This is a genomic window from Sphingomonas dokdonensis, from assembly GCF_002197685.1.
GTDB lineage: Bacteria > Pseudomonadota > Alphaproteobacteria > Sphingomonadales > Sphingomonadaceae > Sphingomonas > Sphingomonas dokdonensis.
On the sequence record NZ_NBBI01000001.1, the window covers coordinates 874,376 to 890,802 of the forward strand.

The 16,427-nt window shown below is 66.3% G+C and carries 20 protein-coding genes; 6 read left to right on the top strand and 14 right to left on the bottom strand.

Translation table 11 applies throughout. The features are described from left to right. Positions 1-11: 11 nt before the first annotated feature. A complete protein-coding gene (locus SPDO_RS04080; RefSeq protein ID WP_088366110.1) occupies positions 12-914 on the bottom strand; it encodes a hydrogen peroxide-inducible genes activator in 903 nt (300 codons plus the stop codon). Positions 915-982: 68 nt separating this feature from the next. Further along, positions 983-1,747, bottom strand: coding sequence for a sulfite exporter TauE/SafE family protein (locus SPDO_RS04085; protein ID WP_088366111.1), 765 nt, complete (start codon positions 1,745-1,747; stop codon positions 983-985). A gap of 157 nt (positions 1,748-1,904) precedes the next feature. Here SPDO_RS04085 and epsC point away from each other — a divergent pair, with 157 nt between their 5' ends. Both epsC and SPDO_RS04095 read left to right on the top strand, forming a co-directional pair. Next, positions 1,905-2,594, top strand: coding sequence for a serine O-acetyltransferase EpsC (gene epsC, locus SPDO_RS04090; RefSeq protein ID WP_088366112.1), 690 nt, complete (start codon positions 1,905-1,907; stop codon positions 2,592-2,594). Continuing rightward, a complete protein-coding gene (locus tag SPDO_RS04095; protein ID WP_088366113.1) occupies positions 2,594-2,935 on the top strand; it encodes a DUF2794 domain-containing protein in 342 nt (113 codons plus the stop codon). Before epsC ends, SPDO_RS04095 begins: the two co-directional genes overlap by 1 nt. Before the next feature lie 28 nt (positions 2,936-2,963). Here SPDO_RS04095 and SPDO_RS04100 read toward each other — a convergent pair whose 3' ends face one another. From SPDO_RS04100 to SPDO_RS04145, 10 genes are all read right to left on the bottom strand, one after another. Continuing rightward, positions 2,964-4,031 (bottom strand): hypothetical protein, encoded by a 1,068-nt coding sequence (locus SPDO_RS04100; protein ID WP_088366114.1) that lies wholly within the window; start codon positions 4,029-4,031, stop codon positions 2,964-2,966. A gap of 64 nt (positions 4,032-4,095) precedes the next feature. Next, on the bottom strand, positions 4,096-4,995 hold the full coding sequence (locus SPDO_RS04105) for an SDR family NAD(P)-dependent oxidoreductase (protein ID WP_088366115.1): 900 nt from the start codon (positions 4,993-4,995) through the stop codon (positions 4,096-4,098). 85 nt (positions 4,996-5,080) lie between these two features. Further along, positions 5,081-5,494, bottom strand: coding sequence for a hypothetical protein (locus tag SPDO_RS04110; protein WP_088366116.1), 414 nt, complete (start codon positions 5,492-5,494; stop codon positions 5,081-5,083). 134 nt (positions 5,495-5,628) lie between these two features. Next, positions 5,629-6,321 carry a phosphate regulon transcriptional regulator PhoB gene (gene phoB, locus SPDO_RS04115; protein ID WP_088366117.1) on the bottom strand — a complete coding sequence of 231 codons (693 nt, stop codon included), beginning with the start codon at positions 6,319-6,321 and terminating at the stop codon, positions 5,629-5,631. Continuing rightward, a complete protein-coding gene (gene phoU / locus SPDO_RS04120; protein ID WP_088366118.1) occupies positions 6,321-6,995 on the bottom strand; it encodes a phosphate signaling complex protein PhoU in 675 nt (224 codons plus the stop codon). Before phoU ends, phoB begins: the two co-directional genes overlap by 1 nt. Positions 6,996-7,006: 11 nt before the next feature. Beyond that, on the bottom strand, positions 7,007-7,765 hold the full coding sequence (pstB, locus tag SPDO_RS04125) for a phosphate ABC transporter ATP-binding protein PstB (protein ID WP_088366119.1): 759 nt from the start codon (positions 7,763-7,765) through the stop codon (positions 7,007-7,009). After that, the gene (gene pstA, locus SPDO_RS04130; protein ID WP_245829083.1) at positions 7,762-9,012 is read right to left on the bottom strand and encodes a phosphate ABC transporter permease PstA; all 1,251 of its coding nucleotides are present in this window, start codon (positions 9,010-9,012) and stop codon (positions 7,762-7,764) included. Before pstA ends, pstB begins: the two co-directional genes overlap by 4 nt. After that, on the bottom strand, positions 9,005-10,381 hold the full coding sequence (gene pstC / locus SPDO_RS04135) for a phosphate ABC transporter permease subunit PstC (RefSeq protein WP_088366121.1): 1,377 nt from the start codon (positions 10,379-10,381) through the stop codon (positions 9,005-9,007). The genes pstA and pstC overlap by 8 nt, the downstream gene beginning before the upstream one ends. Beyond that, on the bottom strand, positions 10,378-11,421 hold the full coding sequence (locus SPDO_RS04140; RefSeq protein ID WP_088366122.1) for a substrate-binding domain-containing protein: 1,044 nt from the start codon (positions 11,419-11,421) through the stop codon (positions 10,378-10,380). Before SPDO_RS04140 ends, pstC begins: the two co-directional genes overlap by 4 nt. Positions 11,422-11,479: 58 nt before the next feature. Then, on the bottom strand, positions 11,480-12,682 hold the full coding sequence (locus SPDO_RS04145; protein ID WP_245829086.1) for an ATP-binding protein: 1,203 nt from the start codon (positions 12,680-12,682) through the stop codon (positions 11,480-11,482). 186 nt (positions 12,683-12,868) lie between these two features. On the opposite strand from SPDO_RS04145, the gene SPDO_RS04150 reads away from it, so the two are divergent. Genes SPDO_RS04150 through SPDO_RS04165 form a run of 4 tightly spaced genes read left to right on the top strand, consistent with a single transcriptional unit; the run spans position 12,869 to position 15,434 of the window. Further along, positions 12,869-13,270, top strand: a complete 402-nt coding sequence (locus SPDO_RS04150) for a hypothetical protein (RefSeq protein ID WP_088366123.1) — start codon at positions 12,869-12,871, stop codon at positions 13,268-13,270. A 3-nt stretch (positions 13,271-13,273) separates the two neighbouring features. Further along, positions 13,274-13,537, top strand: coding sequence for an HPr-rel-A system PqqD family peptide chaperone (locus tag SPDO_RS04155; protein ID WP_143559573.1), 264 nt, complete (start codon positions 13,274-13,276; stop codon positions 13,535-13,537). Then, positions 13,534-14,382, top strand: a complete 849-nt coding sequence (locus SPDO_RS04160; RefSeq protein ID WP_088366124.1) for an HprK-related kinase A — start codon at positions 13,534-13,536, stop codon at positions 14,380-14,382. Before SPDO_RS04155 ends, SPDO_RS04160 begins: the two co-directional genes overlap by 4 nt. Further along, on the top strand, positions 14,379-15,434 hold the full coding sequence (locus SPDO_RS04165; RefSeq protein WP_088366377.1) for a nucleotidyltransferase domain-containing protein: 1,056 nt from the start codon (positions 14,379-14,381) through the stop codon (positions 15,432-15,434). Before SPDO_RS04160 ends, SPDO_RS04165 begins: the two co-directional genes overlap by 4 nt. On the opposite strand, the gene SPDO_RS04170 is transcribed toward SPDO_RS04165, so the two are convergent. Together SPDO_RS04170 and SPDO_RS04175 are read right to left on the bottom strand one after the other, a co-directional pair. Beyond that, entirely contained in the window at positions 15,373-15,732 is a 360-nt protein-coding gene (locus tag SPDO_RS04170) for a VanZ family protein (protein ID WP_088366125.1), read from the bottom strand. The two genes, SPDO_RS04165 and SPDO_RS04170, sit on opposite strands and share 62 nt — an antisense overlap. Beyond that, positions 15,729-16,400 (bottom strand): HAD-IA family hydrolase, encoded by a 672-nt coding sequence (locus SPDO_RS04175; RefSeq protein WP_088366126.1) that lies wholly within the window; start codon positions 16,398-16,400, stop codon positions 15,729-15,731. The genes SPDO_RS04170 and SPDO_RS04175 overlap by 4 nt, the downstream gene beginning before the upstream one ends. Positions 16,401-16,427 lie beyond the last annotated feature (27 nt).

The window sequence follows — 16,427 nt, forward strand, 5'->3', positions numbered from 1 at the left end:
GGCGCGTGCGATTAGCGCTCGGTCGAGAGGATTTCGGCGAGCAGGCGAAAGTCACGCTCGCGCGGGCTGGCGCGGCGCCAGGCGAGCGCGATGGTGCGCTGCGGGTTGTCGCCGCCGAGCGGGCGGGCGGCGATGCCCGTGTGTTCGAGAATGCCGGCGTTGAGCGCGATCTCGGGCAGCATCGTGACGCCAAGGCGGTTGTCGACCATCTGCACGATGGTGTGCAGCGAGGTGCCCATCATGGTCGCCTCTGCGCGAAGCTCGGGGCGGTTGCAGGCGGCGAGCGCGTGATCCTTCAGGCAATGGCCATCCTCCAGCAGGAGGAGGCGGGTTTCGTCGATGTCTGCGGGCGAGATCGGCTTTACGTCCTCCGCCAGCTCGCCGGTCGGAAACGCGAGAAAGAGGCGGTCGTCGAACAGTTCCTGTGTGGTCACTTCGCCGCAGGAATACGGAAGGGCGAGGAGCACGCAATCCGCGCGGCCGCTTTGCAGCGAATCGCAGGCGGCGGCGCTCGGCTCCTCGCGCAGGAAGAGCTTCAGGTCGGGATATTCGGTGCGCAGGCGCGGCAACACGCGCGGCAGAAGGAACGGCGCGATCGTCGGAATGACGCTCATGCGCATTTCGCCCGAAAGCGGGCGTCCGGCTGCGCGGGCGAGGTCACCAAGCTCCTCCGCCTCGCGCACCACGCGCCGCGCCTTGGCGACGATCTGCTCCCCCAGCGGCGTGAAGCGCACGACGCGGCGCGTACGCTCCACCAGCGTCACGCCGATCAGCGTTTCAAGCTCGCGAATGCCGGCTGACAGGGTGGACTGCGTCACGAAACAGGCGTCGGCGGCGCGCCCGAAATGGCCGTGGTCGCGAAGCGCGATCAGATATTGCAACTGCTTGAGCGTGGGCAGGTAGGTATTCGCCATTAATCGTCCCGATCGATCACCGAGCGCTTGCTAGCCCGTTTTGGTCGATGATGCGAGCGGCGTGCCCCTTACAATACAGCGCGAATGAACCCGTAGGTGCTGGTGATCGTCAGCACGACGCCGACCAGGATCAGCATCGTCTTGATCGGGATCCGCTTGGCCATCACCGCGCCGAACGGCGCCGCAAGCACGCCGCCGATCAGCAGCCCCAGCGTTGCCGATGCGAAATCCTGCAAGCCGAGATTGGCGATAAAGGTGGCCGACACGGTCAGGGTGAGAAAGAACTCGACAGAGTTCACCGTTCCCACCACGCGGCGCGGCTCGACGCCCTGGACCAGTAGATTGGAGGTAACCACTGGACCCCAGCCGCCGCCGCCGGCCGCATCCAGAAAGCCGCCGATCAGGCCGAGTGGCTCCACCACCTTCGGCTTTTGCGTGGTCGGCGGAAACAGCAGGCCGCGGATCAGCAGGTAGATGCCGATCGCGATCAGATAGCCGAGCACGAACGGCTTCACCGTTTCGCCGTCGATGCTGGTGAGCAGATAGGCCCCGCCAACACCGCCGATGATTCCGGGAACAAGCAGCCGCAGGAACAGCCGCGGATCGACGTTGCCATGGAGCACATGGCTGATGCCCGAGACGGCGGTGGTGAAGGTTTCGACGATATGAACGTTGGCCGATGCGCGCGCCGGCGACAGGCCCATCACCGCGACGAGCAGGGTGTTGCAGATGACCCCGAAGGCCATGCCCAGCGCGCCATCGACGATCTGCGCGCCGAAGCCGACGAGAATGAACGGCAGCAACGGCTCGATGCTTAACTGCGACAAATCCATTTCGGCCCTCTGGTCCGGCAGACTCGCCCTGCATGCCGCACAATCGTAAAACCTACAAGATTGATATGGTTTCAGTAGCCCAGCTTTGCATTCGTGGGTGCTGGAAAACGAAAGGTGGAGCGCTTAAGTCGCGGCATCACGATTAAGGGGACGCGTGATGGCGCGACTTGGCAGGTATCTCGATTCCATCCGGGCCCGCGATCCGGCGCCGCATTCGCGGCTGGAGATCCTGACCTATCCGGGTGTCTGGGCGCTTGGCTGCCATCGCGTGGCGCATCGCTTGTACCGCGCGCGGCTGTTCTTCCTGGCACGCGCGGTGAACCACTTTGCGCGGTTCATGACCGCGATCGACATCCATCCGGGTGCAAAGATCGGCCGCAACTTCTTCATCGACCACGGCTTCGTGGTGATCGGCGAAACCGCGGAGATCGGCGACGACGTCACCATCTATCAGTGCGTGACGCTGGGCGGCACCAGCCCCGACGATGGCGTGGCGGGCAAACGCCACCCGACGATCAGCGACGGTGCGATCATCGGTTCGGGCGCGCAGGTACTGGGGCCGATCACGGTCGGTCGCCGGTCGCGCGTGGGCGCGAACGCGGTCGTCACCAAGGATGTGCCCGAAGGCGCGGTGATGGTCGGCATTCCGGCGCGTCCCACCATGGTGGAAGGTGGCCGGGCGCCCGAGCGCGCGTTCATGGCTTATGGCACGCCGTGCAGCGAGATGTTCGATCCCGCGACGCAGAAGGTGGAGATTCTGCGCTGCGAGCTTGAGGCGATGAAGAAGCGCCTCGACGCGCTGATCGAGGAGCAGGACGGCAGCCAGCGAGCGCGTGATCGCGCCTGATGGGCGTCGTTACGCCGTTTCCCGCGTCAGGCCGGCCGGGGCAGATCGGGTTCGATCGGCCTGAGCTCAACCGCATTCTCGACCTGTACGGCCGGATGGTCGCTGCCGGGCATTGGAAGGATTATGCGATGGAGCTGGGCCGCGATGCCGCGGTCTTTGCCGCCTTTCGCCGGGCGGCCGAGCGCCCCGAGTTCCGCATCGAGAAGCGGCCAGCGCTGCGCAATCGTCAGGGCATGTGGGCGCTGATCGGGGAGGCCGGGCAGGTCGTCAAGCGCGGCCACGAGCTTGGCCCCGTGCTGGCGCCGATCGAGCGCCGGCTGATGAAGCTGGTCGAGGACTGATCCTCACTCTGACGCGGCGTGGCGCGGTTCAGGTCGCCATGTTCACCGGCGGCAGGCGGCCGGCAAGGGCGGGCCCGACCAGGCCCACGACATGTTGGCGGACCTTGTGCCAGAAGGCGGAGAGCAGCAGCAGGGCCGATCCGATCACCAATGCGGTGAACGCCGCAGACAGCTCAACCGCACCGGCCGTTTGGAACAGCGTCGACAGGGCGTAGAGGACGTACGCGAGACTGGAGACGAGCAGCGCACGGCGATCGATCAGCAGGGCGACGAAGCCGAACGCGGCGTACAGAAGCAGCACGAGCAAGGCGCGCCAGCCGTTCATCGCATCCTCGAACACGCCGATGACGTTGAACAGCGCATGCGCAATCATCGGCGCGGCGGCGAGGTGCAGCCAGAAGGCGACGTCCGAGCGGCGTGTGCGACGCAGCGGGTCGCGCAGGTCCCACCACATGGCAAAGGCGAACACCGCCAGTCCCGCCGTCAGGACAATGGGTAGAATAGCCGCGCTCGCACCGGGCACAACGGCCAGGATCAGGGATATGACGACGCCGACGCCCGCCAGCGCGGCGGCAGCTACGGTGATCGGCACCATGAACCGTCGCCAATGGAGCCAGGCTGCCAATGCGGTCAGCGCAGCGATGCCGGCACCGAGGACGCCAACGATTGCGGTCTGAACATCCCGATCGACGGTGATGTCCTTTACCTGCGCCTCTACTGCATTGCCATGCGCGATCAGCCAAGCCAGCGGCGTCCAGGCGACACCCGCCAAAAAGGCGAGTAGCAGAACGATCGAGGGCAGCGCCATCCGGCGTTGGCCGGTGAAATATTCGGCCAACACCCAGCTGGCCGCAGCGACACCCATCGGCCCCAGAGGCGTTGCCATTGCGGCACCGATCCATCCGACGGCGACAAGGAGCATGACGATGGCGATCGAGACAAAGATGTCGTTGAAGCCGGTGAGCAGCCGGAACTGCTCTTCGTCAACGGCCGGCGCCTGGCGCAACGCTGCCATATGATTGCGAAATGCCGTCGCCGCCGCAGGGCTCAGCACCCCCGCCGCGACGGCACCGTCGATATCACTCTCGCTGTACAATCCGATGCTCCCCCGACGACCGCGAGGATAACGTAGTCGTCGGAAGAGGCAATCGGACGCTGCGTCAGTTGCCCTGAAGCTTCTTGCCGATCATCATCGACTGGCCGGCGCCCGAATCCGGCACGATCTCGCCGGTGCGATCGGTGATCTCGGCCCAATGCTTGGCGATGCCTTCCGGCGAAAGCTCGTCACCGCTGAGCGCCACGCCAGGCGTGAGCGTGACATAGGCCGCCTGGAACACGCCGGCGCCAGCGCCGACGATCTGATTGGTCGGCGCGTCTTCGCTGACGAGGTACAGCGCGGCGGGCACGACCTTGTCGGGCGAGAATGCCTGGAAGAGCTGCTCGGGGAACAGGTCCTCGGTCATGCGCGTGCCGGCGACCGGCGCGAGGGTGTTGACCTTGATGTTGTTCTTCGCACCCTCGAGGTAGAGCGACTTGGTGAAGCCGGCGAGACCGAGCTTGGCCGCGCCGTAGTTGGTCTGGCCGAAGTTGCCGTACAGGCCGGTCGACGACGCGGTCATCAGGATGCGGCCATAGTTCTGCTCGCGCATCGTTTCCCACACCGCCTTGGTCGCGTTGGCGGAGCCGAGCAGGTGGACCTGGACCACGAAGGCGAAGTCGGCCGGGTCCATCTTCGCGAACGACTTGTCACGCAGCACGCCGGCATTGTTGATGAGGACGTGGACGCCGCCCCAGGCTTCCTTGGCCTTGGCGACCATTTCGACCATCTGATCATATTCGGTGACACTGGCGCCGTTCGCCATCGCTTCGCCGCCGGCCGCCTTGATTTCCTCGACGACCTTGTGCGCGGCGTCGGAGGCACCGGAGCCGGTACGATCGCCGCCGAGATCGTTGACGACAACCTTTGCCCCGCGACGCGCGAGTTCAAGCGCGTATTCGCGCCCCAGACCGCCGCCGGCACCGGTGACAATGGCGACCTTATCATCGAAACGGATGGACATGGAAAAGGCGCTCCCCTCACGTGAAATGGAGCGCCTTCCCATACTGAACATTCAAACGGGCGCAACCGCCCGCATGGTCAGCCGATCATTTGCCGCCCGGCTGCATGCAGCCATCATACTGGCCCTTCTTGCAGATCGGATAATCCTGCTTCGGGGCCGGCGGCGGGAAGGCGACGTCCGGTGCCGGGGCCTGCTGGAAGCGGACGATCGCGCCCGGCGCCGGGGTACCCTGCAGCGCAGGCGTGCTGGGCATATAGCCGCCCGGCCCAGCCATCGCGTCGCTCGACATGGTGCCAGTGGTGTTCATCGAGCCGCTGGTGCTCATGGTGCTACCGTTGGTCGGCGCCTGCATGGCGGGATCAGCCGTGGTCGTGCTCATGGTGTCCGTGTTCTGCATTTCCGTGCCGGGCGTGGTCTGACCCGCGGTGTCGGCCGGCTGCATCTGCGCAAGCGCCGGCGTCGCGATGAGCGCGGCGGCTGCCAAAAGGAACGATTTCATCTGCCATTCTCCTGTCAGAATACGCTCGAATACGTGCAAGAACGCGGCTGACGAACGCGTTCGACGCTCAAAGTATCCTTCGTTTCGAAGGCGATTCGACAGGAGAAGTGCGCAGGCAGGGGTGCTGTGTAAGCTTAGTGTCCGGCGTCCAGCGCATAGCCGGCGGAACGCACCGTGCGGATGATGTCCGGGCGGCCGCCTTCGTTGATCGCCTTGCGCAATCGGCGGATGTGCACGTCGACGGTGCGGCTTTCGATGTCGCTGTCATGCCCCCAGACGCTGTCGAGCAGGCGTTCGCGCGAGAAAACGTGGCCGGGGTGTTCGAGGAAGTGCTTGAGCAGGCGGAACTCGGTCGGGCCGAGCGGGATCACCTCGCCGCCTCGGCGCACCTTGTGGCCGACGGTGTCCATTTCGAGATCGGCATAGGACAGGGCCTCACCGGCGAGGGCGGGGCGCACGCGGCGCAGCACGGCGGACACGCGCGCGACGAGCTCGCGCGGGCTGAACGGCTTCGTGACATAATCGTCCGCGCCGGTTTCAAGCCCACGGATGCGATCCGCCTCCTCGCCGCGCGCGGTGAGCATGATGATCGGCACGTTGGCGGTTTCGGCCGTGCGGCGCAGGCGGCGGCATACCTCGATGCCGGACAGCCCCTCGACCATCCAGTCGAGAAGGACGATGTCCGGCACCTTTTCGCGTGCGAGCAGCAACGCTTCCTCGCCGTCGATCGTGTGGACGACCTCGAAATCCTCACGCTTGAAGTGCCAGACGAGAAGCTCGGCCAGGGCGGCATCGTCCTCGACCAAGAGCATTCGTGCGCGTGCCATCATTCCCCCTTCTCGCGATCGGCAAGCTGCGTGCCGGTCGCCGCAAAATAGACCATTTCCGCAACATTGGTCGCGTGATCGCCGATCCGTTCGAGGTTCTTCGCGACGAACAGAAGGTGTGCGACCTCGCTGATCGTCTTTGGATTCTCGACCATGTGCGTCACGAGCGTGCGGAAGATGGCGTCGTAGAAATCGTCCAGCGCCGTATCACGCTCGCAGATCTCGACCGCGGCCGCTGCGTCGCGCGCGGCAAAGGCGTCGAGCACGTCGTGCACCATCTCGGCCGCCATGCGGCCCATCGCCTGGATCACGGATATCGGATCGATGCGGTGCTCGCTTTCGATCAGCGGTACACGCTTGGCGATGTTCTTGGCATAGTCGCCGATCCGCTCCACCACGGCGGCGATCTTCAGCGCGGCGACAACTTCGCGCAGATCGTTGGCCATCGGTGCGCGCAGCGCGATGATGCGCACGACCAGGCGCTCGACCTCCGCCTCGATGATATCGATCTGCTTGTCGGCCGCGCGTACCTGAGCGGCAAGCTCGAGATCGCCACGCTGCAACGAGCGCATGGCACCTTCGATCGCCTGTTCGGCAAGCCCGCCCATCTGGCTGATGAGGCCGCGTAGCCGGCCGATGTCCTCGTCGAACGCCTTGACGGTATGTTCCGCCATGTCCTGTCCCCTCAGCCGTAGCGGCCCGTGATGTAATCGGTGGTGCGCTGCTCGCGCGGGTTGGTGAAGATGTCGTTGGTGTCGCCGTATTCCACCAGTTCGCCGAGGTGAAAGAAGGCGGTTTTCTGGCTGACGCGCGCGGCCTGCTGCATGTTGTGCGTGACGATCACGATCGCGTAGCGGCCGCGCAGATCGTGGATCAGTTCCTCGATACGTGCGGTGGCGATCGGATCGAGCGCGCTGCACGGCTCGTCCATCAGGATCACCTCGGGATCGACGGCGATAGCGCGCGCGATGCACAAACGCTGCTGCTGACCGCCGGAAAGCGCGGTACCACTGTCGGACAGGCGATCCTTAACCTCGCTCCACAGGCCGGCGCGGGTGAGCGACTGCTCAACGATCGTATCGAGCTCCGCCTTGCCGCTGGCGAGGCCGTGAATGCGCGGGCCGTAGGCGACGTTCTCGTAGATCGACTTGGGGAACGGGTTTGGCTTCTGGAACACCATGCCGACGCGCGCGCGCAGCTGCACCACGTCCATGTCCTTGGAATAGATGTCTTCTCCGTCGAGCCGGATGTCGCCTTCGACACGGGCCGACGCGACGGTGTCGTTCATCCGGTTCAGCGTGCGAAGGAACGTCGACTTGCCGCAGCCCGAGGGGCCGATGAAGGCCGTGACGTCCTCCTGATCGACATCGATCGAGACGTTCCGGATCGCCTGCTTCTCGCCGTAGAAGACGTTGACGTTGTGGGCGTTGATCTTGTGGCTCACCAGCGGGTCTCGAAGCGGTTGCGGAGGTAAATGGCGAGGCCGTTCATCGCGAGGAGGAACACCAGCAGCACGATGATGGCGGCTGAGGTTTTCTCGACAAAGCCGCGGGCGACCTCGTCCGACCAGAGGAAAATCTGCACCGGAAGCACGGTTGCAGGATCGGTTAGCCCCTCCGGCGGCGCGGCAATGAAGGCGCGCATGCCGATCATCAGCAAAGGCGCCGTTTCGCCGAGCGCGCGCGCCATGCCGATGATCGTGCCCGTGAGGATGCCCGGCAACGCAAGCGGCAGGACATGGTGGAAGACGACCTGCACCGGGCTGGCGCCGACGCCGAGCGCCGCGTCGCGGATCGACGGGGGCACGGCCTTGATCGCGTTGCGCCCGGCGATGACGATCACCGGCATGGTCATGAGCGCCAGCGTGAGGCCGCCGACGATCGGCGCGGAGCGGGGAAGGCCGAAGGTGTTGAGGAACACGGCGAGGCCGAGCAGGCCGAAGATGATCGACGGAACGGCGGCAAGATTGTTGATCGACACCTCGATAAGGTCGGTCCAGCGGTTCCGCGGGGCATATTCCTCAAGGTACAGTGCCGAGAGGACCCCGACCGGAAAGGCGATCAGCAGGGTGACGAGCATCGTCAGCAGCGAACCCTTGAGCGCGCCCCAGATGCCGACGCGGGTGGGATCGGAGGAGTCCGCGCCGCCGAAGAAATCGTGATTGAGGCCGCTGGACAGTCGGTCGCCCATTGCGCTGACGATGCGTTCGGCCGCCGGCGTGCCTGCTCGTTTGAACGCCATATCGACGTCCGAATTCACCGGTACGTCGATCACCACCTGCTGACGCAACAGCGCGGGGTTCGCCTTCACGGCGTTGCGCACGCGCAGCCACGCGCCGTCCGAGAGCAGTTCTGCGCCGCCCGCCGTGGGGAAGGCTGCGCCCGCCGCTGCGTCGACGACGCCCTCCAGGCCGGCGCCGGCGAGCGCCAGGTCGCCGCGATCGCCGCGCAGCTGCTCGGGCGTCACGTTCAGCTCGGCGGCGCGAAAGTCGATCGGCAGCTGGACGCGCGTCTCCAGAAAGCCGGCCGCGCCCTGCATGACCATGGTGATGATCAGAAAGAAGAGAAAGGCGGCGGACAGCACGATTGCGCCGAGGCCGAGCCAGCGAAAGCGCCGCTCGGCCGCATACCGACGGGCGATGCGGCGCCGCATCGCCTCGGCGCGCCAATTCGTAGGAGCGCGATCAGTCATAAGCCTCGCGGTACCTTTTCACCACGATGAGCGCGACGATGTTGAGCAACAGCGTGATGACGAACAGAGTCAGCCCAAGGGCGAAGGCCGCCAGCGTCTTGGCGCTGTCAAATTCCGCCTCGCCGGTGAGCAAGTCGACGATCTGCTTGGTGACCGTAGTGGTGCTGGCGAACGGGTTGAGCGTCAGGGTGGCGACGCCCGATGCGGCCATGACGACGATCATGGTTTCGCCGATCGCGCGGCTGACGGCGAGCAGCACACCGCCGACGATGCCGGGCAGGGCGGCGGGGACGAGCACCTTGCGGATCGTCTCGGAGGGGGTCGCGCCCATGGCGAGGCTGCCGTCGCGCATGGAGCTGGGCACGGCCGCCAGCGAGTCGTCCGCTATGGAGGACACGAACGGGATGATCATGACACCCATGACGAGACCGGCGGCAAGCGCGCTCTCGCTGCTGGCCCAGCGGATGCCGATCATCACGGCGAAATCGCGCACGGCGGGGGCGACGGTGAGCGCGGCGAAATAGCCATAGACCACCGTCGGCACACCGGCGAGCACCTCCAGCAGCGGCTTGATCCAGCGACGCGTCGACAGTTTCGCATATTGCGTGAGGTAGATGGCGCTCATCAGGCCGAACGGGATCGCCACCAGCATGGCAATCACCGCGCCGATGAAGAAAGTGCCCCAGAAAAGCGGCACCGCACCCAGGTTCGCGCCGGGATCGCGCGGGTCGATCACCTGCGGCGACCAGTGCGTGCCGAACAGGAAATCGATGAGCGGCACGATCGAGAAGAAACGCGCGCTTTCGAACAGCAGGCTAGCGACAATGCCGAAGGTGGTGAGGATCGCGATCAGCGAAGCGCCCAGCAACAGCAGCATGACGATGCGCTCGACCGCCGTTCGGGCGCCGAACTGCGGCCGCACGCGCAGATAGGAGAAGGCGAAACCGGCAAAGGCAAGGATTGCGGCGAGCGCGGTGGCGATCCAGTCGAAGCGGCGTTGCGCGGCGGCATAGGCCGGGGCGAGCACCTCCGACAGGTCGTGAAACGCACCGAATGCCTCGCCACGCGCCAGATTTCGTGCCTCGGAGAGGATCGCGGACCGCTCGAAACCAGTCGGCGGCAGGCTGGCAGCTTGCGGCGTCGCGATCACGGCATCGGTGACCATCGCAGGCGAGACGAAGAACCAGATCGCGAGAAAGAGCAGCGGCGGCAGCGTCGTCCAGAGCGCGACGAACCAGCCGTGATGACCCGGAAGGGCGCTGAAGCGGCCGGTACGGGAGCTGCGCAGCGCGATCGCCCGCGCCCGCCCCACGAACCAGCCGATCAGGCCGAGCACGATCACCACGAAGAACAATGCGCCAACGCTCATTTCAGCGCGGCCTCTCTGAGCGGTGTTTCACGCTTCACGATCGCGGCGGCCTGAGCCTGAACGACGGACGGTGCCGGGATGAGCCCGCGCCGCGCGAGCGGTCCGCTGGCGCCCCACAGGGCCGTATATTGCTGCACGAAGCGACCGAGACCCGGCACAGCCTTTAGATGTGCTTTTTTCACATAGATGAAGAGCGGCCGCGCACCCGGATATTCGCCGCTCGCGATCGTTGCGCTGCTCGGCGCGACACCGGCGATCGGCACGCCGGTTACCGAGCCGGCATTTTCTTCGAGGTAGGAATAGCCGAAGATGCCGAGCGCGTCGGGATTGGCGGTCAGCTTCTGGACGATAAGATTGTCGTTTTCGCCAGCGTCGATGTAGGCGCCGTCCTCCCGGACGCGCTGGCACCGCGCCTTGAAAGCGTCCGTGTCGGACTCTTCCAGTTGCTTGGCCGTCGGATCACTGTCGATACAGCCGCGCGCCAGGATCAGTTCGGCCAGCGCGTCGCGCGTGCCGCTGGTGGCGGGCGGCCCATAGACCTGGATCGGGGTGGCCGGCAGCGACGGGTTCACATCGCGCCACGTACGGGCGGTATTGGCCTTGCCACCAGGTGCAGCGGCCAGCGCGCGATAGATGTCGGCCGGGGTGAGCGCCATTTTCGGTCCGGCCTTTGCCTCGGCGAAAGCGACGCCGTCGATGCCGACCTGCACTTCCAGAATGTCACGTACGCCGTTCTTGGCGCAGGTTTCGAATTCGCTTCGCTTCATGCGGCGCGAGGCATTGACGATGTCGGGGTGCGCCGCCCCGATCCCCGCGCAGAACAGGCGCATGCCCGCGCCGGTGCCGGTGGATTCGATCACCGGCGGGCGGGCGCCCGGATTGTTCGCCAGATACTGTTCGGCGACGATCGTGGTGAACGGGTAAACCGTGGACGAGCCCACCGCCTTGATCTGCGCACGCGCGCCGGCACCGCCGCTCGCCTGATCATGGCAAGCCGAACTGAGCGCAAGCAGCGCGAAGGGCAGAGCGGCGCGACTCATGATATTTCCGGTAGGTGTTTTCCCGACGCGCCGCCTGTGTGACACCCGAGTTACCGCTTCATGACACCGGCTCTGGAGGCGCGTTCGTCGGCGGGCGGAGCACCACCGTAACACGCGTTCCTTCGCCGACCCGGCTGACGATATCGAGCCGGCCGCGGTGGCGCTCGACGATATGCTTGACGATCGCGAGGCCGAGGCCGGTGCCGCCCACCGAGCGACTGCGGCCCGGATCGACGCGATAGAACCGCTCGGTCAGGCGGGGCAGATGCTCTGGCGGAATGCCTTCGCCCTGATCCGCCACGACGAGGCGCACCGCGTCCGGCTCCCGCACGATCGAGACGCGCACGGGCGTGCCGGGCTGGCCATATTTCATGGCGTTGCCGATCAGATTGTGGAGCAGCTGCGACAATTGCGTGCGATCACCCATGACGGGAATGACGCCGGTGTCGTGCTCCAGGATGATGTCGCGCCCGCGGCCGTCATGCGCCTGCGCCAGTTCGGCATGGGTTTCGTCGACCAGTGCGCCAAGGTCCACGGTGTCCGCCGGAGCGCGATATTTTTCTGCCTCGATGCGCGAGAGGCTCATCAGGTCGTCGACCAGCCGCTGCATCCGCCGCGCCTCGTCGAAGACGATCTTCAGAAAGCGCGCGCGGATCGCGGGATCTTCGCCCGCCGCGTCGGACAGCGTTTCCACATAGCCGAGGATCGACGCCAGCGGCGTGCGCAGTTCGTGACTGGCATTGGCCACGAAATCGACACGCATCCGCTCCGCCGCGTGGCTGCCGCTGCGATCGGCGAGATGGACGAGGCGGCGACCATCGCCGATCGGCGCGATCTGCATTTCCCATCGCTGCGACGGCGAGCCAAGCCCGGTCAGCGCGACCGGCCCGCCGCCGCCCTGATCGGCTAGAAGCCCCGAAGCCGCCGGGTGCCGAATGGCGGTGCGGGCGTCCTCGCCGATCACATGCGCGCCGAGCAATGCGCGTGCCGCCGCATTGGCCGTGACGATGCGCGGGCCGGACAGGATCAGCACAGGCTCCGCCAGCGCGTCCAGCACCGGCTCGAGCGTGAGCAGGGGGGCGGCTGCGGCCGCGGGCGCGACCGCATCGGGACCGTCGCTTCGGCCCGCGACGCAGGCAAGGACTGCGGCAACACCGCCGGCGATGCTGACGATGACGAGGTCCGCGCCCGCGCCGATCAGTCCGAGAATAAGGGCGGTAACGGCAACGATGCCGAGGGCGGTCCAGCCGCGTACAGACATAAACTGGCTCATCATCCTGGACACAGGGTCGTTTGCGCTACGGTCGTTCGGGGTTTGAGCGTCGCACGGGTGATTGTCCATCCCGCGCAATCCAGCGCCCGATCGTCCCATCGCGGCACGGGGCATGTCGCGCTTCTTGTGCCCGCGTTAGGATTATGGAAGGGCGTTGTGCGAGAAAGAGGCCCCATGACCGATCCCATCGATCACGATCAGCCGGCGCAGCCGCAGCGCCGTCGCGCGCTGCGCATCGGCGCGGTGGGCGCCGTGGCGGTTGTTTCGATCCGGCCTGCCATGGCGCAGGCCTATGGCTCGGTGCTGACCTGCGAAATTCCGGTGCCCGATCCCGGTCGCGCCGGTAGCTATATCGATGCCGCTGGACAACTCGTGCCGGCCGGAACGCAGGGCGCCTTCGCACCGCCCGGCCGCCCGCTGAAAGGCGAAGACGTACGGCGCGCGCTTGCCACCGGCGGCAATCTGCCGGGCGTCGATTACGACCGCAGCCGCGCCTATTTGAAATATGTGCAGAACCTGCGCAGCGGAACGACCGGCTTCACCTGTTTCGCTTCACTCCAGATGCCGCGGCGCTGATCGGTGAGCGCGACGCGCTATCGCGCGCCGCCGGCCGCCGATGTGGTGTTGGCCGATCTGGACGAACTGGTGGCGGTGTTCCACCGCGCCTCCGGCATCACGCATCTGGTCGCCCCTCCAGTGCCGGATCTGCTCGCGGCTATGGCTGCGCGCTGGTTAACGCTGGACGATCTGGAGCGAGAATTCGAACTGGTCGACGGTGATCGCGACGGGCTTGCGGCGATGCTGGACGAGATGGCGATCGCGGGGCTGATCGAGCGGGCATGAGGCACAGCTTTCACGTTCGGGTGGGGCCGGTCAGCTTCCGCATCGGATCGGCGTGGCCCGAACCGATCCGCCAGCTGCGCGCGCTGTACCGCGACTATCCGCAGGATGTAGGCGTGCCGGACTTCACCGTTCGGTTGGCGCCGAGCCGCCCCTGGCGCCGCTGGGTACGCCCGTCGGTGATGATCGAGGGCGACTACGTGATCCCTGATGCCGCGCCGCTGCCGGTCGCACATGGGCTGCTCGCTGCCGAGATGGGCATGAACCTGCAGATGGCGATGGGGCAGCGACGCTTTCTGCTGCTGCACGCGGCAGCCGTGGCGCGCGACGACCGTGCCATCGTGATGACCGGCGAGTCCGGCGCCGGCAAGTCGACGCTGGCCGCGCTGCTCCAGGCGCGCGGATGGCGGCTGATGGCCGACGAGTTCGTGCTGCTGGAGCCGAGTTCCGGCCTGATCCATCCGTTTCCGCGCCCCGTCAGCCTGAAGAACGGCGCCATCGATGTCGCTGCGGCAGCCTTTCCAGACGCGCACTGGGGGCCGCTGATGCGTGATACGCCAAAGGGGGCGATCCGCCATCTGGTGCCCATGCCTGATGGGCTTGCCGCTGGCGAGCAGCCGGCGCGGCCGGTATTGTTGCTTTTTCCTCGCTTCGGCCTGGCGGCGGAGCAACGACCGGTGGGGGCGGGGGAAGCATTCGTGCGCTTGACGCAGGCCTCCACCAATTACGTCATCCTTGGTGAACGTGGTTTTGCTGCCCTGACCGGCCTGGTGCGCGGCGTAACGCGCGCGGCGATCGATTATCCGGACGTGGAAACGGCCGCGACGATGATCGAGGCATTGTGGTGACGCCCGCCCGCACCTTGGCAGCGCTGCTCGTCGATCCGGCTGGCGCGCAGGCGCTGAATGATGCGGATTGGACCGGCGTGCTCGCCGTTGCCCGCGCCGAGCAGTTGATCGGTACGCTTGCGGCCCGGCTGGACGGCCTCGATGTGCCGACACGGGTGCGCGCCGTGTTGGCGGACGCCAGCGCGACGGCGCTCGAAGGGCGGCGGCAAGCATTGTGGGAGGCCGAAATGGCGCGGCGCGCGCTGCGCGACGCGGACGCGCCGGTGATCCTGTTGAAGGGCACCGCCTTTGCGGCGGCGGGCCTTGATGCCGGACAAGGACGGTCGATCGGCGACCTCGATATTCTGGTGCCGCACGCAAGCCTCGCCGCCGTGGAGGAGGCCCTGCTTGCGCACGGCTGGATGTGGGTGAAGCCCGACCCTTACGACGACGCCTATTACCGGCAGTGGATGCATGAGCTGCCGCCGCTGATCCATCCGGAGCGAGACCGGATGATCGATGTGCATCACACCATTTTGCCGCCGACCGCGCGGATCACGCCCGATGCCGCCAAACTGATCGCGCGGGCGGTGCCGCTTGCAAATGGTCTAGCCATGCTGAGCCCGCCCGACATGGTCGTTCATGCGGCGATCCACCTGTTCGGTGATGGCGATCTCAGCGGTGGCCTGCGCAATCTGTGGGATATCGACCGGCTGCTGCGCGAATTCAGCGAGAACGATGGCGACTTCTGGATCGCGCTGTCCGCGGCGGCCGTCGAACATGAGGCGGCGGCTGTCGTCGCCCGCGCCGTTCGGCTCTCGCATGATCTGTTCGCCACGCCGGTGCCGGACGCTTGGGCGAAACTGAGCACGGTGGATCATTGGTACCGGCGGCGATTGCTGGCGCGCGACGGCTGGGGTCGCGCGACCCGACCGGCGACGCGGCTCGCCTTTTACGTGCGCTCGCACTGGCTGCGGATGCCGCCAGCGATGCTGGCACGGCATCTGTGGATCAAATGGCGGAAGACTGCCGGCGACCGCGAACCACCGCCACCACCAGCAGAACGCCGATGATCACCGCCGTATCGGCAACCCAGTCCATGATGTCGCAATCGCGATGCAGCGCCGGGATCGACTGAACCACCTCGATCATCGCGCCGAGAAACGACAGCCGCTCACCGATGCGTAGCAGCGGCGTGCTCGGGTAAGCAGCAACGGACAGGATCGTGAGGGTGCCGAACGCGAGCATGTGCCGGTATTTGTCGTTGTCGATCGGCACCTCTGGCGGATTCGGCAGCAGCGCCATGGTGAGGACGACGACGCCGGTGATGGCGAGTAGGAGGCGCCAGAAGGCGGGGGGCAACAGCCTCATCCCAGTCGCTCCAATGCGGGCAGCAGATCGTCGAAATGGTCAATGATCGCTTCCGCTCCCAGTTCCTCCACCGGCTGCATCAGAAAACCGAAGCGGCAGGCGATTGCGGGAATGCCGGCGGCGTGCGCTGCGGCGACATCAAAGATCGAATCGCCGACGAACGCGGCGCGTCCGCCGCCCGATTGCTCGATCATCGCGCGGATCGGGGCGGGCGAGGGTTTGCTGTTTCCCGGCCCAAGGGTGTCACCGCCGATCATGCACGACAGGCGGTCGAGCAGGCCGACATCGCGCAGCACATCGTGCGCGAACCCCTCCAGCTTGTTGGTCACCACCGCAACCTTCACGCCGCGGGCCTTCAGGGCATCCAGTGCCGCGACGGCGCCGGGGTAGGGGCCCGTGTGAACCGACAGATTGCGCGCGTAATAGTCAAGCAGGACGCGGTGCAGCCGATCCAGCAACGCCTCATCCGCCCCACCGGTCGCCGCCAGGCCCTGTGCCAGCATGTGCCGCGCGCCGCCGCCGATCATCGGCTTGATGGCATCGACGCTCAGCGGTGGGCGATCCGCCTGCGCAAGCGCGTGGTTCACCGCGGCGGCTAGGTCTCCGCTGGTGTCGAGAAGCGTGCCGTCGAGATCGAAACCGACGATTTCAAAAGGAAATGGCTGCATCGTCGCGCGGGGTGGCCGCTTGCTATG

Coding starts and splice junctions, on each gene's coding strand:
- SPDO_RS04080 (WP_088366110.1), bottom strand. CDS start 914: ATGGCGAATACCTACCTGCCCACGCTCAAGCAGTTGCAATATCTGATC.
- SPDO_RS04085 (WP_088366111.1), bottom strand. CDS start 1,747: ATGGATTTGTCGCAGTTAAGCATCGAGCCGTTGCTGCCGTTCATTCTC.
- epsC (WP_088366112.1), top strand. CDS start 1,905: ATGGCGCGACTTGGCAGGTATCTCGATTCCATCCGGGCCCGCGATCCG.
- SPDO_RS04095 (WP_088366113.1), top strand. CDS start 2,594: ATGGGCGTCGTTACGCCGTTTCCCGCGTCAGGCCGGCCGGGGCAGATC.
- SPDO_RS04105 (WP_088366115.1), bottom strand. CDS start 4,995: ATGTCCATCCGTTTCGATGATAAGGTCGCCATTGTCACCGGTGCCGGC.
- SPDO_RS04110 (WP_088366116.1), bottom strand. CDS start 5,494: ATGAAATCGTTCCTTTTGGCAGCCGCCGCGCTCATCGCGACGCCGGCG.
- phoB (WP_088366117.1), bottom strand. CDS start 6,321: ATGGCACGCGCACGAATGCTCTTGGTCGAGGACGATGCCGCCCTGGCC.
- phoU (WP_088366118.1), bottom strand. CDS start 6,995: ATGGCGGAACATACCGTCAAGGCGTTCGACGAGGACATCGGCCGGCTA.
- pstA (WP_245829083.1), bottom strand. CDS start 9,012: ATGACTGATCGCGCTCCTACGAATTGGCGCGCCGAGGCGATGCGGCGC.
- pstC (WP_088366121.1), bottom strand. CDS start 10,381: ATGAGCGTTGGCGCATTGTTCTTCGTGGTGATCGTGCTCGGCCTGATC.
- SPDO_RS04140 (WP_088366122.1), bottom strand. CDS start 11,421: ATGAGTCGCGCCGCTCTGCCCTTCGCGCTGCTTGCGCTCAGTTCGGCT.
- SPDO_RS04145 (WP_245829086.1), bottom strand. CDS start 12,682: ATGTCTGTACGCGGCTGGACCGCCCTCGGCATCGTTGCCGTTACCGCC.
- SPDO_RS04150 (WP_088366123.1), top strand. CDS start 12,869: ATGACCGATCCCATCGATCACGATCAGCCGGCGCAGCCGCAGCGCCGT.
- SPDO_RS04160 (WP_088366124.1), top strand. CDS start 13,534: ATGAGGCACAGCTTTCACGTTCGGGTGGGGCCGGTCAGCTTCCGCATC.
- SPDO_RS04170 (WP_088366125.1), bottom strand. CDS start 15,732: ATGAGGCTGTTGCCCCCCGCCTTCTGGCGCCTCCTACTCGCCATCACC.
- SPDO_RS04175 (WP_088366126.1), bottom strand. CDS start 16,400: ATGCAGCCATTTCCTTTTGAAATCGTCGGTTTCGATCTCGACGGCACG.